The sequence below is a fragment of the Pantoea sp. S61 genome (assembly GCF_016625145.1).
Classification (GTDB): Bacteria; Pseudomonadota; Gammaproteobacteria; order Enterobacterales; family Enterobacteriaceae; genus Pantoea; species Pantoea rwandensis_B.
The window spans coordinates 58,474-80,501 of the sequence record NZ_JACVUO010000008.1; the positions used below are offsets into that span (position 1 = coordinate 58,474).

Annotated in this window: 20 protein-coding genes; 1 reads left to right on the forward strand and 19 read right to left on the reverse strand. The window is 54.7% G+C overall.

Annotated elements, in window-relative coordinates:
- Positions 1-296: 296 nt before the first annotated feature.
- The 6 genes from IAE30_RS16150 to IAE30_RS16175 form a co-directional block, all read right to left on the reverse strand.
- Positions 297-1,094, reverse strand: coding sequence for a glucose 1-dehydrogenase (locus IAE30_RS16150; protein ID WP_038647391.1), 798 nt, complete (start codon positions 1,092-1,094; stop codon positions 297-299).
- An 11-nt stretch (positions 1,095-1,105) separates the two neighbouring features.
- Entirely contained in the window at positions 1,106-2,173 is a 1,068-nt protein-coding gene (locus IAE30_RS16155; protein WP_200680385.1) for an ABC transporter permease, read from the reverse strand.
- 19 nt (positions 2,174-2,192) lie between these two features.
- Positions 2,193-3,713: a sugar ABC transporter ATP-binding protein gene (locus tag IAE30_RS16160; protein WP_200680386.1), complete on the reverse strand. Its 1,521-nt coding sequence runs from the start codon at positions 3,711-3,713 to the stop codon at positions 2,193-2,195.
- Positions 3,714-3,722: 9 nt separating this feature from the next.
- Positions 3,723-4,334, reverse strand: a complete 612-nt coding sequence (locus IAE30_RS16165; protein ID WP_200680387.1) for a DUF2291 family protein — start codon at positions 4,332-4,334, stop codon at positions 3,723-3,725.
- A gap of 44 nt (positions 4,335-4,378) precedes the next feature.
- Positions 4,379-5,314 carry a D-ribose ABC transporter substrate-binding protein gene (locus IAE30_RS16170; RefSeq protein WP_038647397.1) on the reverse strand — a complete coding sequence of 312 codons (936 nt, stop codon included), beginning with the start codon at positions 5,312-5,314 and terminating at the stop codon, positions 4,379-4,381.
- Between the two features lie 65 nt (positions 5,315-5,379).
- The gene (locus IAE30_RS16175) at positions 5,380-6,177 is read right to left on the reverse strand and encodes a GolD/DthD family dehydrogenase (RefSeq protein WP_038647399.1); all 798 of its coding nucleotides are present in this window, start codon (positions 6,175-6,177) and stop codon (positions 5,380-5,382) included.
- A 376-nt stretch (positions 6,178-6,553) separates the two neighbouring features.
- On the opposite strand from IAE30_RS16175, the gene IAE30_RS16180 reads away from it, so the two are divergent.
- On the forward strand, positions 6,554-7,375 hold the full coding sequence (locus IAE30_RS16180) for a DeoR/GlpR family DNA-binding transcription regulator (RefSeq protein WP_038647401.1): 822 nt from the start codon (positions 6,554-6,556) through the stop codon (positions 7,373-7,375).
- Positions 7,376-7,419: 44 nt separating this feature from the next.
- On the opposite strand, the gene cheZ is transcribed toward IAE30_RS16180, so the two are convergent.
- From cheZ to flhD, 13 genes are all read right to left on the reverse strand, one after another.
- Entirely contained in the window at positions 7,420-8,061 is a 642-nt protein-coding gene (cheZ, locus tag IAE30_RS16185) for a protein phosphatase CheZ (RefSeq protein WP_045813945.1), read from the reverse strand.
- 9 nt (positions 8,062-8,070) lie between these two features.
- Positions 8,071-8,460, reverse strand: coding sequence for a chemotaxis response regulator CheY (gene cheY / locus IAE30_RS16190; RefSeq protein WP_007892562.1), 390 nt, complete (start codon positions 8,458-8,460; stop codon positions 8,071-8,073).
- Between the two features lie 39 nt (positions 8,461-8,499).
- Positions 8,500-9,549, reverse strand: coding sequence for a chemotaxis response regulator protein-glutamate methylesterase (locus IAE30_RS16195; RefSeq protein ID WP_038647406.1), 1,050 nt, complete (start codon positions 9,547-9,549; stop codon positions 8,500-8,502).
- Entirely contained in the window at positions 9,546-10,421 is an 876-nt protein-coding gene (gene cheR / locus IAE30_RS16200; protein WP_034821825.1) for a protein-glutamate O-methyltransferase CheR, read from the reverse strand. The genes IAE30_RS16195 and cheR overlap by 4 nt, the downstream gene beginning before the upstream one ends.
- A 90-nt stretch (positions 10,422-10,511) precedes the next feature.
- On the reverse strand, positions 10,512-12,191 hold the full coding sequence (locus tag IAE30_RS16205; RefSeq protein WP_200680388.1) for a methyl-accepting chemotaxis protein: 1,680 nt from the start codon (positions 12,189-12,191) through the stop codon (positions 10,512-10,514).
- A 165-nt stretch (positions 12,192-12,356) separates the two neighbouring features.
- On the reverse strand, positions 12,357-14,027 hold the full coding sequence (locus IAE30_RS16210; protein ID WP_200680389.1) for a methyl-accepting chemotaxis protein: 1,671 nt from the start codon (positions 14,025-14,027) through the stop codon (positions 12,357-12,359).
- 249 nt (positions 14,028-14,276) lie between these two features.
- On the reverse strand, positions 14,277-15,953 hold the full coding sequence (locus IAE30_RS16215) for a methyl-accepting chemotaxis protein (RefSeq protein ID WP_200680390.1): 1,677 nt from the start codon (positions 15,951-15,953) through the stop codon (positions 14,277-14,279).
- Positions 15,954-16,123: 170 nt separating this feature from the next.
- Positions 16,124-16,621, reverse strand: a complete 498-nt coding sequence (gene cheW / locus IAE30_RS16220; protein WP_034821837.1) for a chemotaxis protein CheW — start codon at positions 16,619-16,621, stop codon at positions 16,124-16,126.
- Between the two features lie 22 nt (positions 16,622-16,643).
- Positions 16,644-18,626 (reverse strand): chemotaxis protein CheA, encoded by a 1,983-nt coding sequence (gene cheA / locus IAE30_RS16225; RefSeq protein WP_197079558.1) that lies wholly within the window; start codon positions 18,624-18,626, stop codon positions 16,644-16,646.
- 10 nt (positions 18,627-18,636) lie between these two features.
- A complete protein-coding gene (gene motB / locus IAE30_RS16230) occupies positions 18,637-19,668 on the reverse strand; it encodes a flagellar motor protein MotB (RefSeq protein ID WP_038647414.1) in 1,032 nt (343 codons plus the stop codon).
- On the reverse strand, positions 19,665-20,552 hold the full coding sequence (motA, locus tag IAE30_RS16235) for a flagellar motor stator protein MotA (RefSeq protein WP_034821846.1): 888 nt from the start codon (positions 20,550-20,552) through the stop codon (positions 19,665-19,667). Before motA ends, motB begins: the two co-directional genes overlap by 4 nt.
- Before the next feature lie 132 nt (positions 20,553-20,684).
- On the reverse strand, positions 20,685-21,263 hold the full coding sequence (gene flhC, locus IAE30_RS16240) for a flagellar transcriptional regulator FlhC (RefSeq protein WP_034821849.1): 579 nt from the start codon (positions 21,261-21,263) through the stop codon (positions 20,685-20,687).
- Positions 21,263-21,613, reverse strand: a complete 351-nt coding sequence (gene flhD / locus IAE30_RS16245; protein WP_038647417.1) for a flagellar transcriptional regulator FlhD — start codon at positions 21,611-21,613, stop codon at positions 21,263-21,265. The genes flhC and flhD overlap by 1 nt, the downstream gene beginning before the upstream one ends.
- Between the last annotated feature and the right edge of the window lie 415 nt (positions 21,614-22,028).

A 22,028-nucleotide genomic window follows, 5' to 3' on the forward strand; every position in this document is an offset into this window, starting at 1 on the left:
GGGTCAGGAGCCAGGCGCAGGGAGGCGACTGGCAGTTCGGGTTGGCCTGGATGGCCTTACCCGAACGATCCGCCGGCACGACGTGGAAGCCGAAGGCACCGCGTCAGCGGCGCGAGGACAGCCCGGCAGCAGCAGAGGTGCTCGGGCCCGCACTCCAATATGCTAACCCACACGAAAAAAGCTGCCACTTTTAACAGCGACAGCTTTTGCAAATAGGGCTTTAACTCACGAGCATTCCCCCCTCCCCCACAGAGCGCCCTGCGTCAAGCCCCGCCAGGCGCTTACAGCTGCTGCGATTAGGAGAAAATCAGCCCGCCATCCACGTTGATGGTTTGACCGGTAATGTAGCGCGCATCATCCGACGCGAGAAACGCCACCAGCCCGGCGACATCTTGCGGCTGTCCGGCGCGTTTCAACGGAATATTTTCCACCCATTCCGCCATCAACTCGCCTTTGCCATACTGCTTTTTATCGCTGCTGAGGATTTCTCCCCATACGCGATCGTTGTAATCCCACATCTCACTTTCGATGATGCCCGGACAAAAAGCATTGACGGTGATGTGCCATGGCGCCAGTTCCAGCGCCAGACTCTGAGTAATACCGATGACACCCATTTTGCTGGCCGCATAATGTGGCGTGTAGATAAAGCCCTGCCGCCCCTGTCCTGATGAGGTGTTGATCAGGCTGCCGCTGCCCTGCTTCACCATGTACTTTGCCGCCTCACGACAACACAGCCAGACGCCGGTGGTGTTCACTGCCAGAATTTTTTCGAAATCGCTTTTCGGCATCGCATCAAAGCGATCGATGGTGATCACGCCAGCGTTCTGAATCGAAACATCAATGGTGCCAAAGCGCTCAGCGGCCTGCTGATAAAGCTGCTGCACTTCGGCTTCATTGGTCACATCCACCTGCAGCGCCAGAATCTCACCGCCAAACTGCTCTTCCAGCGCCCGCGCCGTGGTGAATACCCGATCCGCGTTGGACACCATCACCAGTCTTGCACCATCGCGTGCAAATCGTGCGGCAATGCCCGCGCCAATCCCGCGGCATGCGCCGGTAATCACCACCGTTTTTCCACTAAAATCGCGTGTCATATTGCCTCCTGTTATCCATGCGTTGCTTCAGGCATGGCGGCCGATTGCTGCTTTTTTTCATGTCTGCGCAGCAGCACCACCTTACTTTGTAATTTTTGCTGGAACTGGTCGATTACTACGGCGGTGACAATCACCAGCCCTTTAATCACCATTTGCCAGAAATCGCTGACGCCCATCATCACCATGCCATCGGCGAGGAACACGATAACAAAGGCACCGATGATCGAACCTGATACGCGCCCGCGCCCTCCTGCTAACGCAGTTCCGCCCAACACCGTCGCGCCGATGGCGTCCATTTCGAACATGTTGCCGGTCATCGGGTGCGCAGTTTGCAGCTGAGACGCCACGATCAATCCCACCAGCGCAGCGCATAAACCGGAGAAGGCATAAACAAATACTTTGACCTTGATGATCGGTACACCGGCCAGGCGTGCCGCAGATTCATTGCCGCCGGTGGCATAGATGTAACGCCCCAGCGGGGTTTTACGTGTCAGATAGAGGCCGAGCAGCAGGAAGCCGATCATCAACCAGATAGGGATGTAGACACCAAGCACACTGCCCGATCCCAAAAACGCGAAACCGGTATTGCCCAATGCTGGCATCCCCACCAGATTGGCGTAAGTGCTGCCATCGTTGAACAGCAGCGCGGCCCCGCGAGCCACATACATCATGCCGAGGGTGCAGATAAAGGGTGCCACGCCCAGACGCGTCACAACGGTGCCGTTGATCAACCCCAGCACAATGCCAAACAGCGCCACCACCAGAATCACTTCCGGCACGTTAAAGAACAGCGTGTTGCCGCCCCACAGCGGCACACCATTGGTGAGCAAAGCCCCCGCCACCATGCCGCAGATGCCCGCCACCGCACCGACCGACAGATCGATGCCACCGGTCAGGATCACCAACGTCATGCCAATGGCCAGCAGCCCGGTGATGGCCACATGCTGCGTCATGATCAGTAAGTTTGAGGTGGTCAGGAAATTAGGCACCATAAAGCTGAAAAAGCCGACCACGATCAGTAACGCGATAAAGGTTCGCGCTTTCAGCAAGTACATATAAAGCAGGTATTTCTGGTTCATATATTGATCTCCTGCGGGCTTAATCATGCGGTGTTGAGGCGCTAATCAGCGCTTCTCGCGTTGCCGCGCTGCGCGGTAAGTCGGCGGTAATACGGCCATCGGCCATCACCAGAATGCGATCGGCCAGTGCCATCACCTCGTCCAGTTCAGAAGAGGAGAACATCACCGCCAGACCTTGCTGTGCGAGATTGCCAATCAGGTGGTACACGTCCGTTTTGGCCCCCACATCGATCCCGCGCGTGGGTTCATCCAGCAACACCACTTGAGGGCCCGTCATCAGCGCTTTTCCCAGCACCACTTTCTGCTGGTTACCGCCGCTGAGTGAGGTAATCGGCAGTTCCGGATCGCTCACTTTGATGGCGAGATGACCAATCATTTCATCGACGCGACGCTGCTCTTTGTGGGGATTGAGTAAGCGCAGCGCACGGCGAAAACCGCGCAAGCTGAGATCGCTTAACGTCATGTTGGCGGTGATGGACATCAACTGCACCACGCCTTCGGTTTGTCGATCTTCCGGTACCAGCGCAATGCCTTTCTTTAACCGCTGCTGGAAATTGCGTTTATCCAGCACTTCGCCATTCAGGCTGACGCTGCCAGACTGGCAGTGCATCATGCCAATCAGCCCTTTAAACAACTCCGTGCGTCCCGCGCCCAGCAAACCGTAAATGCCGATCACTTCGCCCTTGCGCAGTGAAAACGACACATCATTGAGCTTGTAGCCGCCATTCTGATGCAGTGCCGTCAGGCCGTTGACGTGCAAAACGGTTTCGCCCTGAGCCGCGGGCTGATAGTCGAAGTGTTTTTTCTTGTCGCCGACCATCTGTTCGATGATCCAGGGAACCGAAGCGTCACGCACTTCTCGCTCGCTGATAAAGCGACCGTCACGAAAAATGGTGATGTGATCGCCAATTTCCATCAGCTCTTCCAGCCGGTGTGAGATATAGATGATGGTCACGCCACGCCGCTTCAGCTGGTCAATGACGTTGAACAGCACTTTCACTTCAGACTGGCTCAGCGCACTGGTGGGTTCATCCATGATCAGCACACGCGTATCTTTGGACAACGCCCGGGCGATCTCGACCAACTGCTGATGGCCGATGCCCAATTCGCCCAGCTGTGCATAAGGGTCAACATCCAGTTCCAGCCGCTCCAGCAATGATTTCGCCAGCGCATACTGATATTTTTCGTTGATCACGCCGCGCTGGAAAAACTCGTTGGCGATAAAGATGTTGTCCATCACATTCATGTTGGGGAACAGGTTGAGTTCCTGAAAGATGATGCTGATACCGTGCTTTTCCGCCTGGTGGGTGGAACTGAGCGACACCACTTTGCCGTCCAGCAGAATCTCACCGGAGGAAGGGGTTTCCACGCCTGCCAGCATTTTCATCATGGTGGATTTACCGGCACCGTTTTCGCCAATCAGCACGTTCACTTTGTTGCGATAGACGCGGTAATTCACCTGATCGAGCGCGGTCACGCCGGGGTAAATGCGTGACACATTACGGGTTTCGATGATCACGTCACTTTGAGGATTTTGCATACCCGCTCCTTACTGCCGCACAATGGCAGCAGGTGTGACATTCGGCACCTGTTCAGGCGTATCGAAGCTGCTAAACACGCCGGAAATTTGCACCTTATCGCCGACTTTGGGCTTAAAGGCGCTCATCATGTTGGCTGCCTGCTGATTAATAGCGCGGCTGTAGTCGCCAAACAGCACCTGATCGTTGAAGTCCTGATAGCTGGCCCCTTTATAGGCATCACGCAGCACCGTGCCAGGGAAAATCGGACCGACCTGCACCGTCACGTTATCGCCTGATACATCTTTAACCGTCATGCGGCCATTACGTGAAGTGGTATTCACCGCCGTAACTTCACCACTGACCTTGACGCTGAAGACACAGGGGTTCTCTTCCTGTGCGCGGTAGCCGTAGGTTTGACAGGCGCTGTCAAAATCTTTGGCGGTCTTCAACGCATTCAGCAGTTCAGCCACTGGCTTCGCATCGTGCTGAATCTGCGGCACCAGTTTCTGCTGCCAGGTCTGAGCAATATTGGCCATTTTAGGATTGGGGGGATTTTTCAGGTCGGCCAGCTCCTGCTGCGACACAATGCGGCAACCGCTAAGGATCACGATAGGAAGCAGTAACCAGAGTCGTTTGTGCATCACATTCTCCTGGGCGCCTGCTGTGCAGGCGCACCGATTATTGATTACGACTTGTAGTTAAAGTCCTGCACACCTTTAGCATTGTCCGGGGTGATCAAAATGCCGCGGAACATCACGCGCTGCTTCTCTGGTTTCACCCCTTTCTGGATGAAGTTGTCGAGGTCGGTCACGCCCTGCGCAGCAATAGCCTGTGCCTGCAACATCACCGTGGCTTTCAGATCGCCTTTTTCTACCGCATCACGCTCGTCGTTGCTGCCGTCGATACCCACCACGGTGACATCGGTGCGGCCTGCGGCTTTAAGTGCCGCAATTGCACCCAGCGCCACTGGGCCGTTACCGCAGATCACGCCTTTCACATCAGGATGAGCCTGCAGGATGCTGTCCATGATGCGTTTGCCATCGATCAAGGTGCCTTTCGCATCCTGACGCGCGACAGATTTCATATCCGGATACTGATCCAGCACCTGGTGGAAGGATTTCGAGCGGGTGACGCAGTTGTTGTCAGCGAGGTTACAGGTCAATTCGGCATAGCTGCCCTTTTCACCCATTTTCTCCACAAACACGTTGGCCACATCAGAACCCGCCTGGAAATTGTTGTGGGTGATCTGCGCCAGCGCCACATCGTCTACCGGAATCTCACGGTTGATCAGCACCACGGGAATACCCGCATCTTTGGCTTTTTTGATTGCCGCGACGCTGGCGGTGGAGTCGGCGTTATCCAGCACAATGCCCTGCACTTTTTTACCGATGGCAGCATCGATCAGCTCGCTCTGCTTCTTAACGTCTTCTCCGTGCGACAGCACGCTGGTTTTATAGCCCAGCTCTTGCGCTTTCAGGTTGGCGCCTTTGGCTTCGGAAGCGTAATAGGGGTTATCCAGTGAGTTCACCAGAATCATGATGGTGCCTTTGTCGGCAGCGAAACTGGATTGGGCGATCAGGCAACTGGCAATGGCAGTGAATAACAGGGTGCGTTTTTTCATGTTCGTGCTCTCTCATTGTTTTGTTGTTATTGCAGGGTTGAGGCCGTACTGGTGCTGGCGCGGCATTACCAGATGGTGAAGCCGCCATCGATCATTAAATCTGCGCCGGTGATCATGTCGCTGCCGTTGCTGGCGAAGAACAGCACGGCAGCGGCAATTTCATCGGTGTAAGCAAAACGCCCTAGCGGGATCAGTTTTTTCATCTGTTCGCCTTTCTCACCGCGCCAGGCCTTTTCGCCCATCGGCGTCAGCACCACGGTGGGTGACAAGGTATTCACGTTGATACGGTGTGGTGCGAACTCTTTGGCCATGACTTTGGTCATACCGAGCAGACCCGCTTTGGCAGAGGTATAGGCCACGTGGTTATCAATGGCGATGGAAGCGGCCTGTGACGCGATATTGATGATCTTGCCGCCCTTACCGGCGCGCACCATGCGTTTGCCCGCCGCTTGTGAGCAGAGAAAAGGACCCGTGAGATTAACGGCGATCTGCTTTTGCCACTCGGCAAAGTCGGTTTCCAGTACCGGCTGTAACATCACATAACCCGCGCAGTTCACCAGGATATCGATGTGCCCGTAATGCTGTTCGACGTGATCGAACGCCGCCTCCACCGAATCAGCATCGGTCACGTCACAGCACACCAGCAGCACGCGGTCAGCGGAGAATTGTTCCTGCACAGCTGCGACGCGGTCGCTTTCGAATGGAGGGTAAAGCAGGGCCAGTCGCGCACCTTTTTCTAACAGCACTGCGTTACTGGCCATGGCAATACCACCGAGGCCACCGGTTACCACCGCCACCTTGCCGGTGAGGTCCAGATCGGTATTCACGCCGTAGCGCAGGTTGACATCGTATTCCCCACTCATCCTTTCTCTCCTGTGTGCATGTTCAACGGCTCTGGTTATCTCTGGCCGGATAGGTTCGCAGTAACTTTGATTTTCGAACAAAAATATAAGCTATCGTTTCGCAATGGTTTGTGGGTGAGATCAAATTTCATACAAATGATTTAAACTATTTTTATCCCTCTGTATTTTAAGTAAATAACCAAATAACGCGTTTTTTGATATAGAAATAACGGCTGTCAGGTGTATGTGAAATCAATTGCATGGCTTTATCTTATTTTCATTCGAAAATGCATCTTTGTGCGAGCCGCCTCGCAAATCCCTGGCACGCAGAGTAAAATCATCACGGGTTTTCTTATGGCCAAAACCAGACCGTGATTGGAAAGAGGGAGCATTTCGATTGAAAAGCAAAACTGAGCAGCTGGCTGACATGCAGCAGCGTCGTGAGAAGATCCTGGAGATGATCCGCGAGGACGGCACAGTCACGGTTAAAGCGCTTACCGATACCTTTGGCCTGACCGAGGCAACCATCCGCACCGATTTGCGTATGCTGCAAAAAGCCGGGCATGTGCAGCGTTATCACGGTGGCGCCACGCTGATGACCGGTAAGCAGAACACCGGCGCACTGCTGCTTGAGCGTCAAACTCACCTTGATGAGAAAGAAGCCATTGGCCGACTGGCCGCGCAGTATGTGGAAAATGGGGATACGGTGATTTTCGATTCCGGCACCACCACCACCGCCATTGCCGAGGCGATTGGGCATATCCGTCGTTTATCGGTGATCACCACGGCGGTGAATATTGCGCTGAAGCTGGGGGGCGAACCGGGGATTAATATCCTGCTGACGGGCGGTACCTTCAAATTTCCGACACTCTCGACGTCCGGTGAAAAAGCGGCTTCTTTCTTTGAAAACGTGCTGGCCGAAAAGCTGTTTCTCGCCACCGCCTGTATTTCGCCGCGCCTCGGGTTGAGCTTCCCCAGCGAGACGGATATCAAAGTGAAGATGGCGATGATCAACTCCGCCAGTACGGTGTTTGTGGTGGCAGACTCCAGCAAAATCGATAAGGTGTCGATGTTTGCCCTGCCCTGTGACTGGAGCAAAATCCATTATTTGATTACCGATCGCGGGATTACGTCGGCGCAGATTGCGGCGTTTGAAGCGTTAGGTGTACAGGTGTTGGTGGCAGGTATTGAAGAGGCAAAAAAACGCGCGGTATTTTGAGCATTCATTCAGGGGCGGCCAACTCGCCGCCCCCGCAATGCTGATTAGAAACCTAAGCTATCCAGCAAATCATCGACTTGATCCTGGTTCGCGACCACGCCTGGTGCATTGGCATGGATCTGCGGGCCATTCAACAGGCTGCTGGCGTCTTTGCGCGCGGCAGCGTTGGCTTCAGGCATATTCTCCAGCAGCACCATCAGCAACTGACGCTCGATCTCCTGGATCACATCCATCATGCGCTTGATCACCTGACCAGTCAGGTCCTGGAAATCCTGCGCCATCATGATCTCGAGCAGCTGCTTGTTGGTGTACGAGGTATGCGACGGCACATCACTGAGAAATTCGCGCGTATCCGAAACCAACTCGCGTGCATCCGCCAGCTCAATCGGGTTTTCAAACCACGCATCCCAACGGCCTTTCAGCTGGTTGGCGTTGGCTTCCATTTTGTCCTGGTGTGGCTGCGCGGCTTCAACGCAGTTTAGTGCGCGTTCTGCCGCTTGCGCCGTCATCTGCACCACGTAATCCAGACGGTCACGTGCGTCCGGAATCGCTTCCGCCGCTTCGGCAATCGCCTGGTCTAACCCCAATTCGCGCAGGCTGTCGCGCAACATGCGCGTCAGCGAGCCGATACGGGTAATAATGTCGTGTGCCGAGGCTTCTTCGGTTGGTTTCGGAAGGTCGCTCATCACATCTCCTTACATACCCAGTTTTTCGAAAATTTTACCCAGCTTTTCTTCCAGCGTGGCTGCGGTGAACGGCTTCACTACGTAACCGCTGGCACCGGCCTGGGCGGCTGCAATGATGTTCTCTTTTTTCGCTTCGGCGGTGACCATCAGCACGGGCAGTTTGCTCAATGCTGCATCCGCACGAATGGTCTGCAGCAGTTCCAGACCGTCCATGTTGGGCATGTTCCAGTCGGAAACCACGAAATCAAAACCACCCGCACGCAGTTTGGTCAGTGCATCAACACCGTCCTCTGCTTCTTCAACGTTGTTGAATCCCAGCTCTTTCAAGAGGTTGCGGACGATACGACGCATCGTATTGAAGTCATCCACCACCAAAAAGCGCATGTTTTTATCAGCCATATCTACTCCTGTGTTGTCTCGTCCGGCAGGACGGGCTCGTTAAATTCGCAATGCCTGTCCGGCGCTAATTTTTGCCAGCATGTGCTGACTGATGTGTCCTAAATCGACTACTTCACTGGCACCGCCCATCGCAATCGCTTCGCGCGGCATACCAAAGACGACGCAGCTGGCTTCATCCTGCGCGATGGTCCAGGCACCGGCACGATGCATTTCCAGCATCCCGGCGGCACCGTCGTTACCCATCCCGGTGAGGATGACACCCACGGCATTTCGTCCTGCGTGTGTCGCCACGGACCGGAACAGCACGTCAACCGACGGCTTATGGCGGTTCACTGGCGGTCCATCATTCAGTTTCACCACGTAGTTAGCGCCGCTACGGCCCAACTCCATGTGCATGGCACCCGGCGCGATATAGGCATGGCCGGGCAAAATACGTTCGCCATCTTCCGCTTCTTTCACGGTAATCTGGCACAGCTTGTTCAGGCGCTCGGCAAACGAGCGGGTAAAACCTGGCGGCATATGCTGAGTGATCAGCAGCGCCGGGCTGGTCGCCGGCAGCGGTTGCAGCACATGGCGAATCGCCTCCGTGCCGCCGGTAGAAGAACCAATCGCAATCAGCTTCTCACTACTGAGCAGCGGACCGGCTTTCAGCGTCACCGGGGCCAGCGTCGCAGGGCGCGCATGCAATTTCGCCCGGGCCGCTGCACGAATTTTATCGGCGATCATCTGGCTGTAAGCCAGCATCCCTTCGCGGATCCCCAACTGCGGCTTGGTAACGAAATCCACCGCGCCCAGCTCCAGCGCGCGCAGCGTCACTTCCGATCCTTTACCGGTCAGCGATGACACCATCACCACCGGCATCGGACGCAGGCGCATCAGCTTCTCCAGGAAGTCGAGGCCATCCATACGCGGCATTTCGACGTCCAGCGTCAGCACCTGTGGGTTGTACTGCTTGATTAAATCCCGCGCCACCAACGGATCGGGCGCGGTGGCGACCATCTCCATATCGGCGTGGCTGTTGATGATCTCCGTCATCAACTGTCGCATTAGCGCGGAGTCATCCACGCACATCACGGTGATTTTGCTCATCGTCTTTCCTTGGTCAATCCATAGACTGTCTGTCCACGCAGCCAGAACTCTTTACTGATCTGGCTGAAGTTCTCTGAGTGTCCAGCGAACAGCACACCGCCGGGCTTCAGCAGGGGAACGAAACGGCGCAGAATTTTTTCCTGCGTCTCTTTATCGAAATAGATCATCACGTTGCGACAGAAAATTGCGTCGAACGGACCCGGCAACGCCCAGTCGTTGGCCAGTAAATTCAGCTGTGAATAGTTCACCATGCTGGCGAGATCGGAGCGTACGCGTACCATGCCTTCATGCGGGCCAGTACCACGCAGGAAAAAGCGTTGCAGCTGCGATTGCGATAAGGTGCGCAGCTCTTCCTGGCGATACACCCCCGCCACGGCTTTTTCCAGTACCTGCGTATCAATATCGCTGGCGTGGACCTGGAATTTGCCCGGTCCGGTGCCCAGCGTTTCGGCCAACGTCATGGCGATGGAGTACGGCTCTTCGCCGGTTGAGGCGGCAGTACTCCACACGCTGTAACTGCCACTGCGCTTACGCGCATGATCCGCGAGGATCGGGAAATGGTGCGCCTCGCGGAAAAATGAGGTCAGATTGGTGGTCAGTGCGTTAATAAACGCCTGCCACTCTGCACTGTTCTGGTCTTGCTCCAGCAACGCCAGATAGCGACCAAAATCATCAATGTTCAGCGTGCGCAAACGGCGCACTAAGCGGTTGTAAACCATCTCCCGCTTATGATCGGCCAGCACGATGCCTGCGCGTTGATAGATCAGCTGGCTGATACGACGAAAATGCGTATCTGAGAGCGGCAGGCGCTGCACCATTTGCGAGAGCAGCGTTGTCGCTTCACTTTGATCCAATAACGTCGATTTCTTCATGTCAGGTCACCCGGCAACAAACTGATTAAATTGTGATACTGCGATTACTGCTGCGCTGCCAGTTGGGCCGCCTTGCGGCGGCCACACGGATTAAAAGGTTTCCCAGTTATCGTCCGCGCTACGTGCACCTGCGGGTTGAGCCAGCGCTTTGACTGCGGCTGGACGCAACATTTTTGGCGCTGTAGATACGTTAACGGCCTGAGCGACAAATTCTTTACCAATATTGAACACCGCAACTGACTGTTTCAGTCGACTGGCCTGATCTTCCAGTGCGGCAGCCGCCGTGGCTGACTCTTCAACCAGCGCGGCGTTCTGCTGTGTCACGCGGTCCATCTCGTTCACGGCCAGACCCACCTGGTCGATTCCGCGACTCTGTTCATCCGACGCCGAGGCGATTTCGCCCATGATGTCGGTGACGCGAGTGACGGCGTTGACGATGTTGGTCATGGTTTCGCCTGCGCTCTCCACCAGCACCGAACCGGTGTTGACGCGACTCACCGAGTCTTCGATCAGGCCTTTGATCTCTTTCGCTGCCTGGGCGCTACGCTGTGCCAGACTCCGCACCTCGCCCGCCACCACCGCAAAGCCACGTCCCTGCTCACCCGCACGTGCCGCTTCCACCGCCGCGTTGAGTGCCAGAATGTTGGTCTGGAAGGCAATGCCATCGATCACACTGATGATGTCGGCGATTTTCTTCGAGCTACCGGTGATCTCTTTCATGGTGGTGACCACGCCATCCACCACTTTGCCGCCGTGCTGCGCGGTTTCAGAGGCAGTCAGCGCCAGCTGCGATGCCTGACGGGCGTTTTCGGCGTTCTGCTTCACGGTCGCGGTCAGCTGCTCCATGCTGGCAGCCGTCTCTTCCAGAGAAGCGGCCTGCTGTTCAGTACGTGAAGAGAGATCGTTGTTACCCATGGCGATTTCGCTGGCACCGGTGTAAATAGCGTCTGAACCATCACGCACGGTACGCACGGTATTCGCCAGCTCCTGCTGCATGTGCTGCAGTGAGGTCAGCAGTTCGCCCATCTCGTTGCGCATACTGACATCGATCTGCTGCGTCAGATCGCCACGTGCGATATGACGGATATGGTCGATGCTCTGTTTCAGCGGACGAATCAGCACGTTGCGCATACCGCTCCACACCAGCGCAATCACCAGCAGGGTCACCAGCAAGGTGCCGATCACCAGCATGATGGAGTGCTGATAGGCGCTCTCATTGGCATCAATACCCTGTTTAGCCAGCACGATGTTGTAGTTCAGCCATGCGGTGTAATCCTTTTCGAATTTATCCTGCATACCTTGCGTAGGTTGATCGACAAAGCCTTTGAAATTCCCGTTACCCAAGAAGTCAATCAGCTCGCCGAGTCCGCCGCGGAAGGCGTTGTAGTTGGCCTGCAGCGTCTTGACGTTCTCTGCGCTTTTGCCCTTCTCAGACAAATTCGCGTTAAACTCCGCAAAGGCCTGGTCAGCGGTTTTCAACTCCTCACTTGCCAGCGCGACCAGATCTTTCACGGTTGCGCCTGAGCCAGCCTGCTGGCTGTCCAGCAAATAGCGGATCCCTGCACGGTTCAGCGTGTTACGCGCCTGAACCAGCGATACCCAAGAGGTGCCCATCGCCCGCTGCAGCGTACTGAGACGCTGGTTGTAAGCAAAATTCTCTTTATCGGCTTTCACCGTGGTAAAAAACATCCCTCCGGAAAACAGCTGCAGCAAGGCAAACAGTGCCAGCACACATAACAGCCCGGAAACGACACGAATACGACTAAACATAAACACCTCATTGGTTGGCGGATCGCTCCTGTTATCGGCGTTCACAGGGGGATCTTTATGTAGTCTGCAACGGGTTGGACCAGCGGGAATTAAGGAGGATCTGGGATAAATTAACGTGTGCCGACAGGTGAACGGACGCACCTGCGTGCGCCCGGTTAAAAACGTTTAAAATGTCTCCCAGTTGCTGTCACTCACTGGCGCGGTGACCGTTTTGCGCGGTGTACTCAGCACCGGCTGCACGCTCGGTGACGCGCGCACCGCCGCAGTGGCCGGCGAGGCACGCGGCACGCGGAATACCGCCACTGACTGGCTCAAACGACTGGCCTGCTCTTCCAGCGACGCCGCAGCAGCGGCGGATTCTTCCACCAGCGAGGCATTCTGCTGGGTCACGCGATCCATCTCCGTGACCGCCTGGCCGACCTGATCGATACCGCGGCTCTGCTCATCTGACGCAGAAGCAATTTCGCCCATGATATCGGTGACACGCGTCACCGCGCCGACGATATCATTCATGGTTTCACCGGCGGTGCCGACCAGCTGCGAACCGCTGTTAACCCGATTCACCGAATCCTCAATTAAACCTTTAATCTCTTTCGCCGCCTGTGCGCTGCGCTGTGCCAGATTGCGCACTTCACCGGCGACCACCGCAAAGCCGCGTCCCTGCTCACCCGCGCGAGCGGCTTCAACCGCCGCGTTCAGTGCCAGTATATTGGTCTGGAAGGCAATGCCATCGATCACGCTGATGATATCGGCGATTTTCTTCGAACTACCGGCAATATCACTCATGGTACGCACCACGCCATCCACCACTTCGCCGCCTTTGCGTGCGGTATCAGAAGCACTGAGCGCCAGCTGAGATGCCTGACGGGCGTTCTCCGCATTCTGCTTCACGGTCGCCGTCAGCTGCTCCATGCTGGCCGCCGTCTGTTCCAGCGAAGCCGCCTGCTCTTCAGTACGGGCGGAGAGATCGTTGTTGCCCGCCGAGATTTCGCTCGCGCCGGTAAAAATGGCATCCGAGCCATCACGCACATGACTGACGGTACGCACCAGCGACTGCTGCATCTCATGCAGGCTGGCTGCCAGTTGGGTCATCTCGTTACGCCCTTCGACGGCAATATTCTGCGTCAGATCGCCAGAAGCGATATGGCGGATATGGCCCAGCAGCTGATGCAACGGTTGGATCAGCACGGTACGCAGACCGAACCAGCAGCCGACAATCACGAACACCACCACCAGCGCCACCATCACCAGCAGCCACATCATCATGTGGAACGCTTGCTGGTTTTGCGCCACGCCTTCCGCCGCCAGCGCGCTCTGCGCCGTGCGCCACTCTGCATAGGTGGCTTTCATCTTCACCTGTTTAGCTTCAATGTTCTGCGCAAACATGCCCTGCAGATCGTTGGCTTTCAAACGTTCCAGCATCGCCTTCAGGCCATCATTAAAGGCGGCGTAGTCCGTTTCCAGGCGATCGCGCAGTACGTCCGGCAAGCCTGGCGTACCCGGCAGATCGTAGTAACGCTGATAGTGGCCCGCCGCGACATCCAGCTGCTTTTCAGTCTGAGCAATCAGCGCCTGAAGCTGGCCGCCATTCGCTTGTGCGGCCGCAGTACCCTGCATGCGCAGCATCGCGCGGTTTAATACGGTACGGGTCTGGTTGAGTTCAATCCAGGCATCGGACATCGCGCCGACGTTGTTGGTCGACGTCTGTGCCACGGCAAAAGCTTCTTTATCTTTTTGTAAGGCAGACCAGAACAATCCACCCGACAGTAACTGCAAAGCACCAAAGACCAGCAAGACTGCGATCAGGCTGGTGACAACATTGATTCGTTTTAACATGGGTTCTCCAAAGAGTGAGGCATTTCGGCTCCCGCTGTTATCGACCGCAGTTGTTAAATTTTGAGGGGCTTTAACGGATTTTACGAAATATAATTCTGCCAATAACTTTCTTTACAGTGTTTTATAACTAAAGAAATTGTCATTAAAAAAAATGCGCCTTTACCGAATAAACGATAAAAGCGCATTGATGTTGTGGGAATAAAGGGATATTGCGGCAGTGGGTGCGCCAGCGCACGCCACTGCAAGCGATTAAAACGTTTCCCAGTTACTGTCGCTGACCGGCGCCGTCACGGCTTTACGTGGTGCACTCAACACCGCCGGCGCGATCTGCGGATGGCGCACCACGGCACTAGCCATGCCAGGCTGTTCGGCACGCGGCACACGGAACACCGCCACAGACTGGCTCAGACGGCTGGCCTGCTCTTCCAGCGAAGCCGCTGCCGCAGCAGACTCTTCGACCAGCGAGGCGTTCTGCTGGGTCACGCGATCCATTTCCGTCACTGCCTGACCGACCTGATCGATACCGCGACTCTGTTCATCAGACGCTGAGGCGATTTCGCCCATAATATCGGTCACGCGGGTGACCGCATTGACGATTTCACTCATGGTTTCACCGGCGGTACCCACCAGCTGCGAACCGCTGTTAACGCGATTGACAGAATCTTCAATCAGACCCTTAATCTCTTTCGCCGCCTGGGCGCTGCGCTGTGCCAGGTTGCGTACTTCACCTGCCACCACCGCAAAGCCACGCCCCTGCTCGCCAGCGCGCGCCGCTTCCACCGCTGCGTTCAGCGCAAGGATGTTGGTCTGGAAAGCGATACCGTCAATCACGCTGGTGATATCAGCGATCTTCTTCGAACTCCCGGCGATATCGCTCATGGTGCGCACTACGCCTTCCACCACGTTGCCGCCCTTCTGTGCGGTTTCAGAGGCACTCAACGCCAGCTGTGACGCCTGACGGGCGTTTTCGGCGTTCTGTTTCACTGTGGCGGTCAACTGTTCCATGCTGGCTGCGGTCTGTTCCAGCGAGGCGGCCTGCTCTTCCGTACGGGCTGAGAGATCGTTGTTACCCGCCGAGATTTCACTCGCGCCGGTGAAGATCGCATCAGAGCCGTCACGCACGTTACTGACAGTACGCACCAGCGACTGCTGCATGTCATGCAGGCTGCTCGCCAGTTGGCTCATCTCATTGCGGCCTTCAACGGTAATACTCTGGGTCAGATCACCCTGCGCGATCGACTGAATGTGGGCAATGTTAGTGTTCAATGGATTAATCAGAATGCGGCGCAGGTTCACCCAGCACAATCCAATCACCACTAATACCACCACCATGATAGCGCCCAGAATCCAGCTCATGCGGCTGAAGGCATCGGCATTTTTTTCCTGGCCTTGTGCTGCCAGCTTCGCCACATCCGCACGCCAGTCGGTGTAAGTTTTCAGGAATTTGCTCTGGCTCGGTGCCACCGGCACGCTGCCCGCTTTTGATAAATCGTTAGCAATCAGCGCATCCTGCATCTGTCCCAATGCCGTGGCGTAAGCCGCATAGCCCTCATCCAGTTGCCCCGAGAGTTCAGTATTTTGTCCCGGTGTATCCGGAATCGCTTTATAGAGTTTGAAATTATCCGCTGCTTTTTGCTGGAACTGCTTGCTGTCGTTGAACAGTCCCTCAATATCCGGCTCTTTGTTGGCCAGTTTACTGGTGGCGATACGCAACTGGATGCGCGTCAATACAACACGGCTTTGGTTGAGGCTCATATAAGCATCATTCAGCGCCGAAAGGTTTTGGCTCGCTAGCTGCGACACATTGAAGCTGGATTTGTCGTCGTTTAATGCTTTGAGGAATATTGATCCGGATATGACCTGCAGCAGGCCAAACATCAGTAGCACCACCAGCAGACTGGTGACTACGCGAATTTTTTTTAACATAGATAGCCCTGGGAAAAGTAAGTAAATGGAACGCAGTATTTATCGGCGGGCGAGGCAGGGAGTTTAATGAAAGTTGTGTGAATAAATATTGTTATTATCTGATTTTTATAGAAATTATTTCAATGCGGGATTATCACGGGCCGATGCTGCCAGCCCGTGATTGTCGATGATTACGCGCTACGCAGCGTATCCACCAGCGCCATCTCTTCGCTGCTCAGCAGCTTCTCGATGTCGACCAGAATCAGCATACGCTCGCCCAGTGCGCCGAGGCCGGTCAGGTACTCGGTAGACATGGTTACAGCGAATTCCGGTGCCGGACGAATCTGTTCTTGCATCAGAGACAGCACGTCAGACACGCCATCCACCACGATACCCACGACGCGGTGCTCAAGATTCAGCACGATCACCACGGTGTTTTCATTGTATTCCACATCCTGCTGCGCGAACTTCACGCGCAGGTCGATGATTGGCACGATCACGCCACGCAGGTTAGTCACACCCTTGATGAATTCAGGGGTGTTAGCAATACGCGTTACCTGATCGTAACCCCGAATCTCCTGCACTTTGAGAATGTCGATGCCGTACTCTTCGTCACCCAGGGTGAAAACTAAGAATTCCTGGCCCACGGTTTCGCCAGCGATTTTGGTCACGGTTGCCATGTCAGTCATTTTTTTGCCCTTTATTTATCTATTACGCTGCGGCACCGGCCACACGCTTTTCACGGTTCAACGATTGCAGTGCAGAGACATCCACAATCAGCGCCACGCTACCATCGCCGAGGATGGTAGCGGCAGAAATGCCCGGCACTTTGCGGTAGTTGCTTTCCAGGTTCTTCACCACCACCTGATGCTGGCCAATCAGCTGATCCACCAACAGTGCATAACGACGGCCTGCGCTCTGCAGAATCACCACAATGCCCTGGGTCGCATCGGTTTTGGCATTCTGCACATCAAACACATTCCACAGCTCAACCAGCGGCAGGTATTCGCCACGCACTTCCAGCACGCGCTCGCCACCTGCCAGCGGTTTCAGCTCTTCAGCCGTTGGCTGCAGGGATTCCATCACCGCGTTCAGCGGCAGAATGAACACTTCATCCGCCACGCGCACTGACATGCCATCCAGGATAGCCAGCGTCAATGGCAGCAGGATGCGAATGGTGGTGCCTTTGCCCTGCTTCGAGGAGATTTCGACGTGACCGCCCATCTCCTGAATGTTTCGTTTCACCACGTCCATGCCCACACCACGGCCGGACACGTCAGTCACCTGCTCCGCCGTTGAGAAGCCCGGTGCGAAGATCAGCATGCCGACTTCTTCATCGCTCATGCTGTCGCTGACCGGCAGGCCAGAGGACAGGGCTTTCGCCAGAATACGTTCACGGTTCAGACCGGCGCCGTCATCGATCACTTCGATGCAGATATTGCCGCCCTGATGTTCTGCTGACAGCGTCAGATTGCCCACCGCCGTTTTGCTGGAGGCCAGACGCTTCTCTGGCGTTTCGATACCGTGGTCAAGACTGTTACGCACCAGGTGCGTTAACGGATCGATAATGCGCTCGATCAGGCTCTTATCCAGTTCAGTTGAGCTACCCAGCAGCGTCAGCTCCACTTCTTTGCCCAGCTTGCTGGCCAGATCGCGCACCAGACGTGGGAAGCGGCTAAACACATACTCCATCGGCATCATACGAATCGACATCACCGACTCTTGCAGGTCACGCGCGTTACGCTCCAGCTGGCCCATGCTGTTCAGCAGGTCGCCGTGCGCCACAGGATCCAGTTCGCCAGAACGTTGTGCCAGCATCGATTGGGTAATCACCAGCTCGCCAACCAGGTTGATCAGCTGGTCCACCTTCTCAACCGCTACACGAATACTGCTGGATTCGCTGGTTTTGGCCGGCGCTGCCGCACGTTTCGCTTCACGTTTGGCTGGCGGGGTGATGTCAGTTACGGTGGCGGTTTGCACCGGTGCAGGGGCTTCCACCGCAACGGCTTCGGCAGGTGCTGCTGCGACGGCGGCCGCGCCTTCCGGGAAATGAATCTGCGCTTCATCAATAACAAAACAGAGCACCGCAACGATGTCGTCTTTACCGACGCCATCAATGGTCACTTCTAACGAGTGGGTGCCTTTCACCACGTTGGAGACGGTGCCGAGGTTACCCAGCTCCTCCAGCATCAGTTCCGGCTCTTTCTCTTTCAAATCGATCAGTTGCAGGCGTAAACCCGCTGCTGCTGTCGGGGCCGCGGCGATCTCCACCACGTCGGCCACTTTCGCCGGTTCGGGTGCGATTCCTTTGGCTTCCAGCGCCAGCTGACGCAGTGCTTCGCAGATATATTTGAAGTTTTCTGCGTTGGGTTCCTGCGCCGTTTTATAGGCATCGAGCTGTTCTTGCATAATATCTTTGGTTTCCAAAAACAGGTTGATGATGTCGGTGCTGAGCTGCATTTCGCCGCGGCGCGCACCATCCAGAATGTTTTCCAGGATGTGGGTGGTTTCCTGTAAAACCGTAAAGCCAAACGTACCGGCTCCGCCCTTAATAGAGTGGGCGGCGCGGAAAATGGCATTCAACTGCTCGGAATCGGGCTCCTGGGGATCCAATCCCAACAGGTGTTGCTCCATATCCGCTAACAGCTCATCGGCTTCATCGAAAAACGTCTGGTAAAAATCGCTGATGTCCATGCTCACGGGATCACCTCGGCTGTGAGGGTTGGTCTGGTGTCACCGCGCCTGCCGCTGGCTGCGCTGCTGGTGCAGGTGCCACCGCACTGGCCGGCGAGGCCGGAGTCGCGGTAGAACTTGCGGGTGCAGCAGATGCAGCGGGACCGGTCGGTGCGGTAATGTCGGGAATAATTTGTGCCGGGTCAGTTATCTGCGCGGCATCGCTCTCAGAGTTCTCTTTCTCAATCGCAGCCTGGGTGTCATGGTTCAACACCAGCAGACTGATACGACGGTTTACAGCATCGTTCGAACCACGATTCTTTAACTTCATGGTGTCAGCCATGCCCACTACGCGCAGCATTTTGCCCCCATCCAGCCCGCCAATCACCAATTCACGACGTGAAGCATTGGCGCGGTCTGCTGAGAGTTCCCAGTTGCTGTAGCCACGGTCGCCAGACGCATACTGAAAATCATCCGTATGCCCAGCCAGACTGATTTTGTTCGGAATATCATTCAGCACCGGCGCAATAGCGCGCAGGATGTCACGCATGTACGGCTCCACTTCTGCGCTACCGGTTTTGAACATTGGGCGGTTCTGGCTATCAATGATCTGAATGCGCAGCCCCTCTTCCACCATGTTGATGATCAGATGCGGACGCAGTGCTTTCAGACGCGGATCGGCTTCAATCAACTGGTCCAGCTTTTCGCGCAGACGATTCAGACGAATCTCTTCCAGCTTTTTCTTCTGCGCATCCATATCGACCACTTTCTTCACTTCACCGTCTTTACGCGTTGGATCATCACCGCCGCCGGGGATCGGGCTTTCGCTATCGCTGCTGCGCTGGCCACCGGTCAGCGCGACTTTCAGCGGCGTACGAAAGTATTCTGCAATCTGAATCAACTCTTTTGGGCTGGAAATCGAGAGCAGCCACATCACCATAAAGAACGCCATCATCGCCGTCATAAAGTCGGCATAGGCAATCTTCCACGAGCCGTGGCTGCCATGATGACCTTTATGTTTGCGCTTTTTAACCAGCACAATGGGGCGATTGCCTGCCTTCATGAGTTCTGATCCGAGGTTTGTTTCGCAGGATTTTTCGCGTTACGCACATGCTCTTCCAGCTCGGAGAACGACGGACGCTCAGCGGAATACAGGGTTTTACGTCCAAACTCCACGGCGATCTGCGGTGCGTAACCATTCAGACTGGAGAGCAAGGTCACCTTGACGCACTGCATCATTTTGGTGGTTTCGGCACACTTCTGACGCAGTACTGACGCCAGCGGCGAGATAAAGCCATAAGCCAGCAAGATGCCGAGGAAAGTTCCTACCATGGCGTGTGCGACCAGTGCGCCCAGCTCTGCTGCCGGGCGATCGGCTGAGGCCAGTGCGTGTACCACGCCCATCACCGCCGCCACGATACCGAAGGCAGGTAAGCCATCGCCCATGGCCGATATACTTTGCGCCGGCACTTCACACTCGTGCTCGTAGGTTTCAATCTCTTCATCCATCAGGGCTTCGATTTCGAATGCGTTCATATTTCCGCTGACCATTAGACGTAAATAATCGGTAATAAAATCCACCAACTGTTTATCGGACAAAATACGCGGATAGTTAGCAAAAATTTCGCTCTGGCTGGGATCTTCAATGTCACGTTCTAATGACAGCATGCCTTGCTGACGTGATTTCGCCATCAGGCGATACAGCAGTGCCATTAAATCCATGTATACAGCTTTGTTATATTTCGAGCCGCGCATTAACATTGGCAAGGCTTTTAATGTTTTCTTGATCGACTTGCCATTGTTGCCCACTAAAAAGGCACCAATACCGGCACCGCCGATAATAATCAGCTCGGCAGGCTGATAAAGCGCCCCCAGATGGCCACCGACCATCATATAGCCGCCCAACACGGAGCCGACGACCACGATATAACCCAGAATAATCAGCACAAAAAATCCTTACGTCCGTAACGTGTTGGTAGAAGTTAAGCCAGAGAGCCGCAGGTGTTATTCGTAAATCGTGGGCAAAAAAAAAGCAGCGGACTAAGCCGCTGCTGGATGTTTTCCACGATGCGAACAAACTTAAACGGCGCGTTTAACCTGTTCATCCAGCAGTTGTGGAAAGGTATCGGCAGAATCTGCAGAAAGTTTACGTCTTTTTACGGCACGTGATGGCGGCTGGCACAGGCTGCAAACAAAGCTGCCAACAGGCTGATGAGCGTGATTAATAAAGCTCCCGCCACAGCATTTACAGTCAGACAATTCCAGCATGCCGCTTTCAACGAATCGCACCAGGGTCCATGCACGCGTTAGCGCCAACAGCGGGCCCTCGTCCGATTGCGGACACTGCTCAAGATACAAGCGATACGCTTTAATTACCGCTTCAACACCATTGCTCAGCCCGGTTTTCAACAGGAACTGCCAGGCATTACAGAACATGGATGAGTGAATATTTTGTTCCCAGGTCATGAACCAATCGGTTGAGAATGGCAGCATGCCTTTCGGTGGTGGTGCACCACGCAGCTCTTTATACAGTTTAATCAGGCGACCACGGCTCAGCTGAGTTTCACTCTCCAGCATTTGCAGTCGTGCGCCCAACGTAATCAGCTCCATGGCCAGCTGAATATCGCGCGCTTCCTGAACAATACTTTTTTCGGTCATTAAACCGCCCTCTTCTTCGCGGAAGCATCATCTTTTGACGCGTTCCGCAGTAAACGGCTGGATAATAAAATGCCGGTATGGATTTGCTGCAGGTCATCCACGCGTGATTCTTGAGTCAAACGATTAATATGGCTGTGATCGGTAAAGCGGAACTGGCAAACCAGTTGATTGGTTTCCGCTAATTTTACCATCTCAGGCAAGGTTAATTGCGACAATGCATCTGCCATCGATTCATCGATGCCTAAACGAAACATTGCTGAAGCTTTTTCCTGGTTAATTAAACGCTGAGCAAGAAGCAAATATGACAGATTGATGTCATATATATGTTTTAGTAATTCTGATGTACCCATTTTTTTCCATCCTGATAGACGCGACACATATACGGCCACAGAATTTAAATTTCTATGGTTCGGGTTGCTGGTTGGTAAATCTAAAGATGGCAAAAAAATTATCAGGCACAAGCCAACGTGTACTGAACTGTTTCATTCCCCACCGGGGCATTGGTCAGTAGTAGTCAAAACTCCAGGCCATTCTTTTATCGAGTTGTAACCATCTTCCGTGACGTCTGCTTACAGTTTTTTAAGACTAATCCGAAAACAAGGCAAATCTATATCGTCTGATATCGACATACAACGTGAGTGGAGCGAAATTTTAGATAAAGTGTGATCTACGTCACACTTTTAAGGCAAATTTTTTCCTGGAAGCTTCAGAATTGCTTTTCTGTTGTACGTTTTTTGAACGATTTTGAATTGTTTCGCTAATATT

What these genes read in the sequence shown, in the direction of transcription:
- flhD (WP_038647417.1), bottom strand. Translation starts at nt 21,613, where the DNA reads ATGGGTACATCAGAATTACTAAAACATATATATGACATCAATCTGTCA.
- cheA (WP_197079558.1), bottom strand. Translation starts at nt 18,626, where the DNA reads ATGGACATCAGCGATTTTTACCAGACGTTTTTCGATGAAGCCGATGAG.
- cheY (WP_007892562.1), bottom strand. Translation starts at nt 8,460, where the DNA reads ATGGCTGATAAAAACATGCGCTTTTTGGTGGTGGATGACTTCAATACG.
- flhC (WP_034821849.1), bottom strand. Translation starts at nt 21,263, where the DNA reads ATGACCGAAAAAAGTATTGTTCAGGAAGCGCGCGATATTCAGCTGGCC.
- IAE30_RS16160 (WP_200680386.1), bottom strand. Translation starts at nt 3,713, where the DNA reads ATGCAAAATCCTCAAAGTGACGTGATCATCGAAACCCGTAATGTGTCA.
- IAE30_RS16150 (WP_038647391.1), bottom strand. Translation starts at nt 1,094, where the DNA reads ATGACACGCGATTTTAGTGGAAAAACGGTGGTGATTACCGGCGCATGC.
- IAE30_RS16175 (WP_038647399.1), bottom strand. Translation starts at nt 6,177, where the DNA reads ATGAGTGGGGAATACGATGTCAACCTGCGCTACGGCGTGAATACCGAT.
- cheW (WP_034821837.1), bottom strand. Translation starts at nt 16,621, where the DNA reads ATGACTGACATGGCAACCGTGACCAAAATCGCTGGCGAAACCGTGGGC.
- IAE30_RS16195 (WP_038647406.1), bottom strand. Translation starts at nt 9,549, where the DNA reads ATGAGCAAAATCACCGTGATGTGCGTGGATGACTCCGCGCTAATGCGA.
- IAE30_RS16215 (WP_200680390.1), bottom strand. Translation starts at nt 15,953, where the DNA reads ATGTTAAAAAAAATTCGCGTAGTCACCAGTCTGCTGGTGGTGCTACTG.
- IAE30_RS16170 (WP_038647397.1), bottom strand. Translation starts at nt 5,314, where the DNA reads ATGAAAAAACGCACCCTGTTATTCACTGCCATTGCCAGTTGCCTGATC.
- IAE30_RS16210 (WP_200680389.1), bottom strand. Translation starts at nt 14,027, where the DNA reads ATGTTAAAACGAATCAATGTTGTCACCAGCCTGATCGCAGTCTTGCTG.
- motB (WP_038647414.1), bottom strand. Translation starts at nt 19,668, where the DNA reads ATGAAGGCAGGCAATCGCCCCATTGTGCTGGTTAAAAAGCGCAAACAT.
- cheZ (WP_045813945.1), bottom strand. Translation starts at nt 8,061, where the DNA reads ATGAGCGACCTTCCGAAACCAACCGAAGAAGCCTCGGCACACGACATT.
- IAE30_RS16205 (WP_200680388.1), bottom strand. Translation starts at nt 12,191, where the DNA reads ATGTTTAGTCGTATTCGTGTCGTTTCCGGGCTGTTATGTGTGCTGGCA.
- cheR (WP_034821825.1), bottom strand. Translation starts at nt 10,421, where the DNA reads ATGAAGAAATCGACGTTATTGGATCAAAGTGAAGCGACAACGCTGCTC.
- IAE30_RS16155 (WP_200680385.1), bottom strand. Translation starts at nt 2,173, where the DNA reads ATGAACCAGAAATACCTGCTTTATATGTACTTGCTGAAAGCGCGAACC.
- IAE30_RS16165 (WP_200680387.1), bottom strand. Translation starts at nt 4,334, where the DNA reads ATGCACAAACGACTCTGGTTACTGCTTCCTATCGTGATCCTTAGCGGT.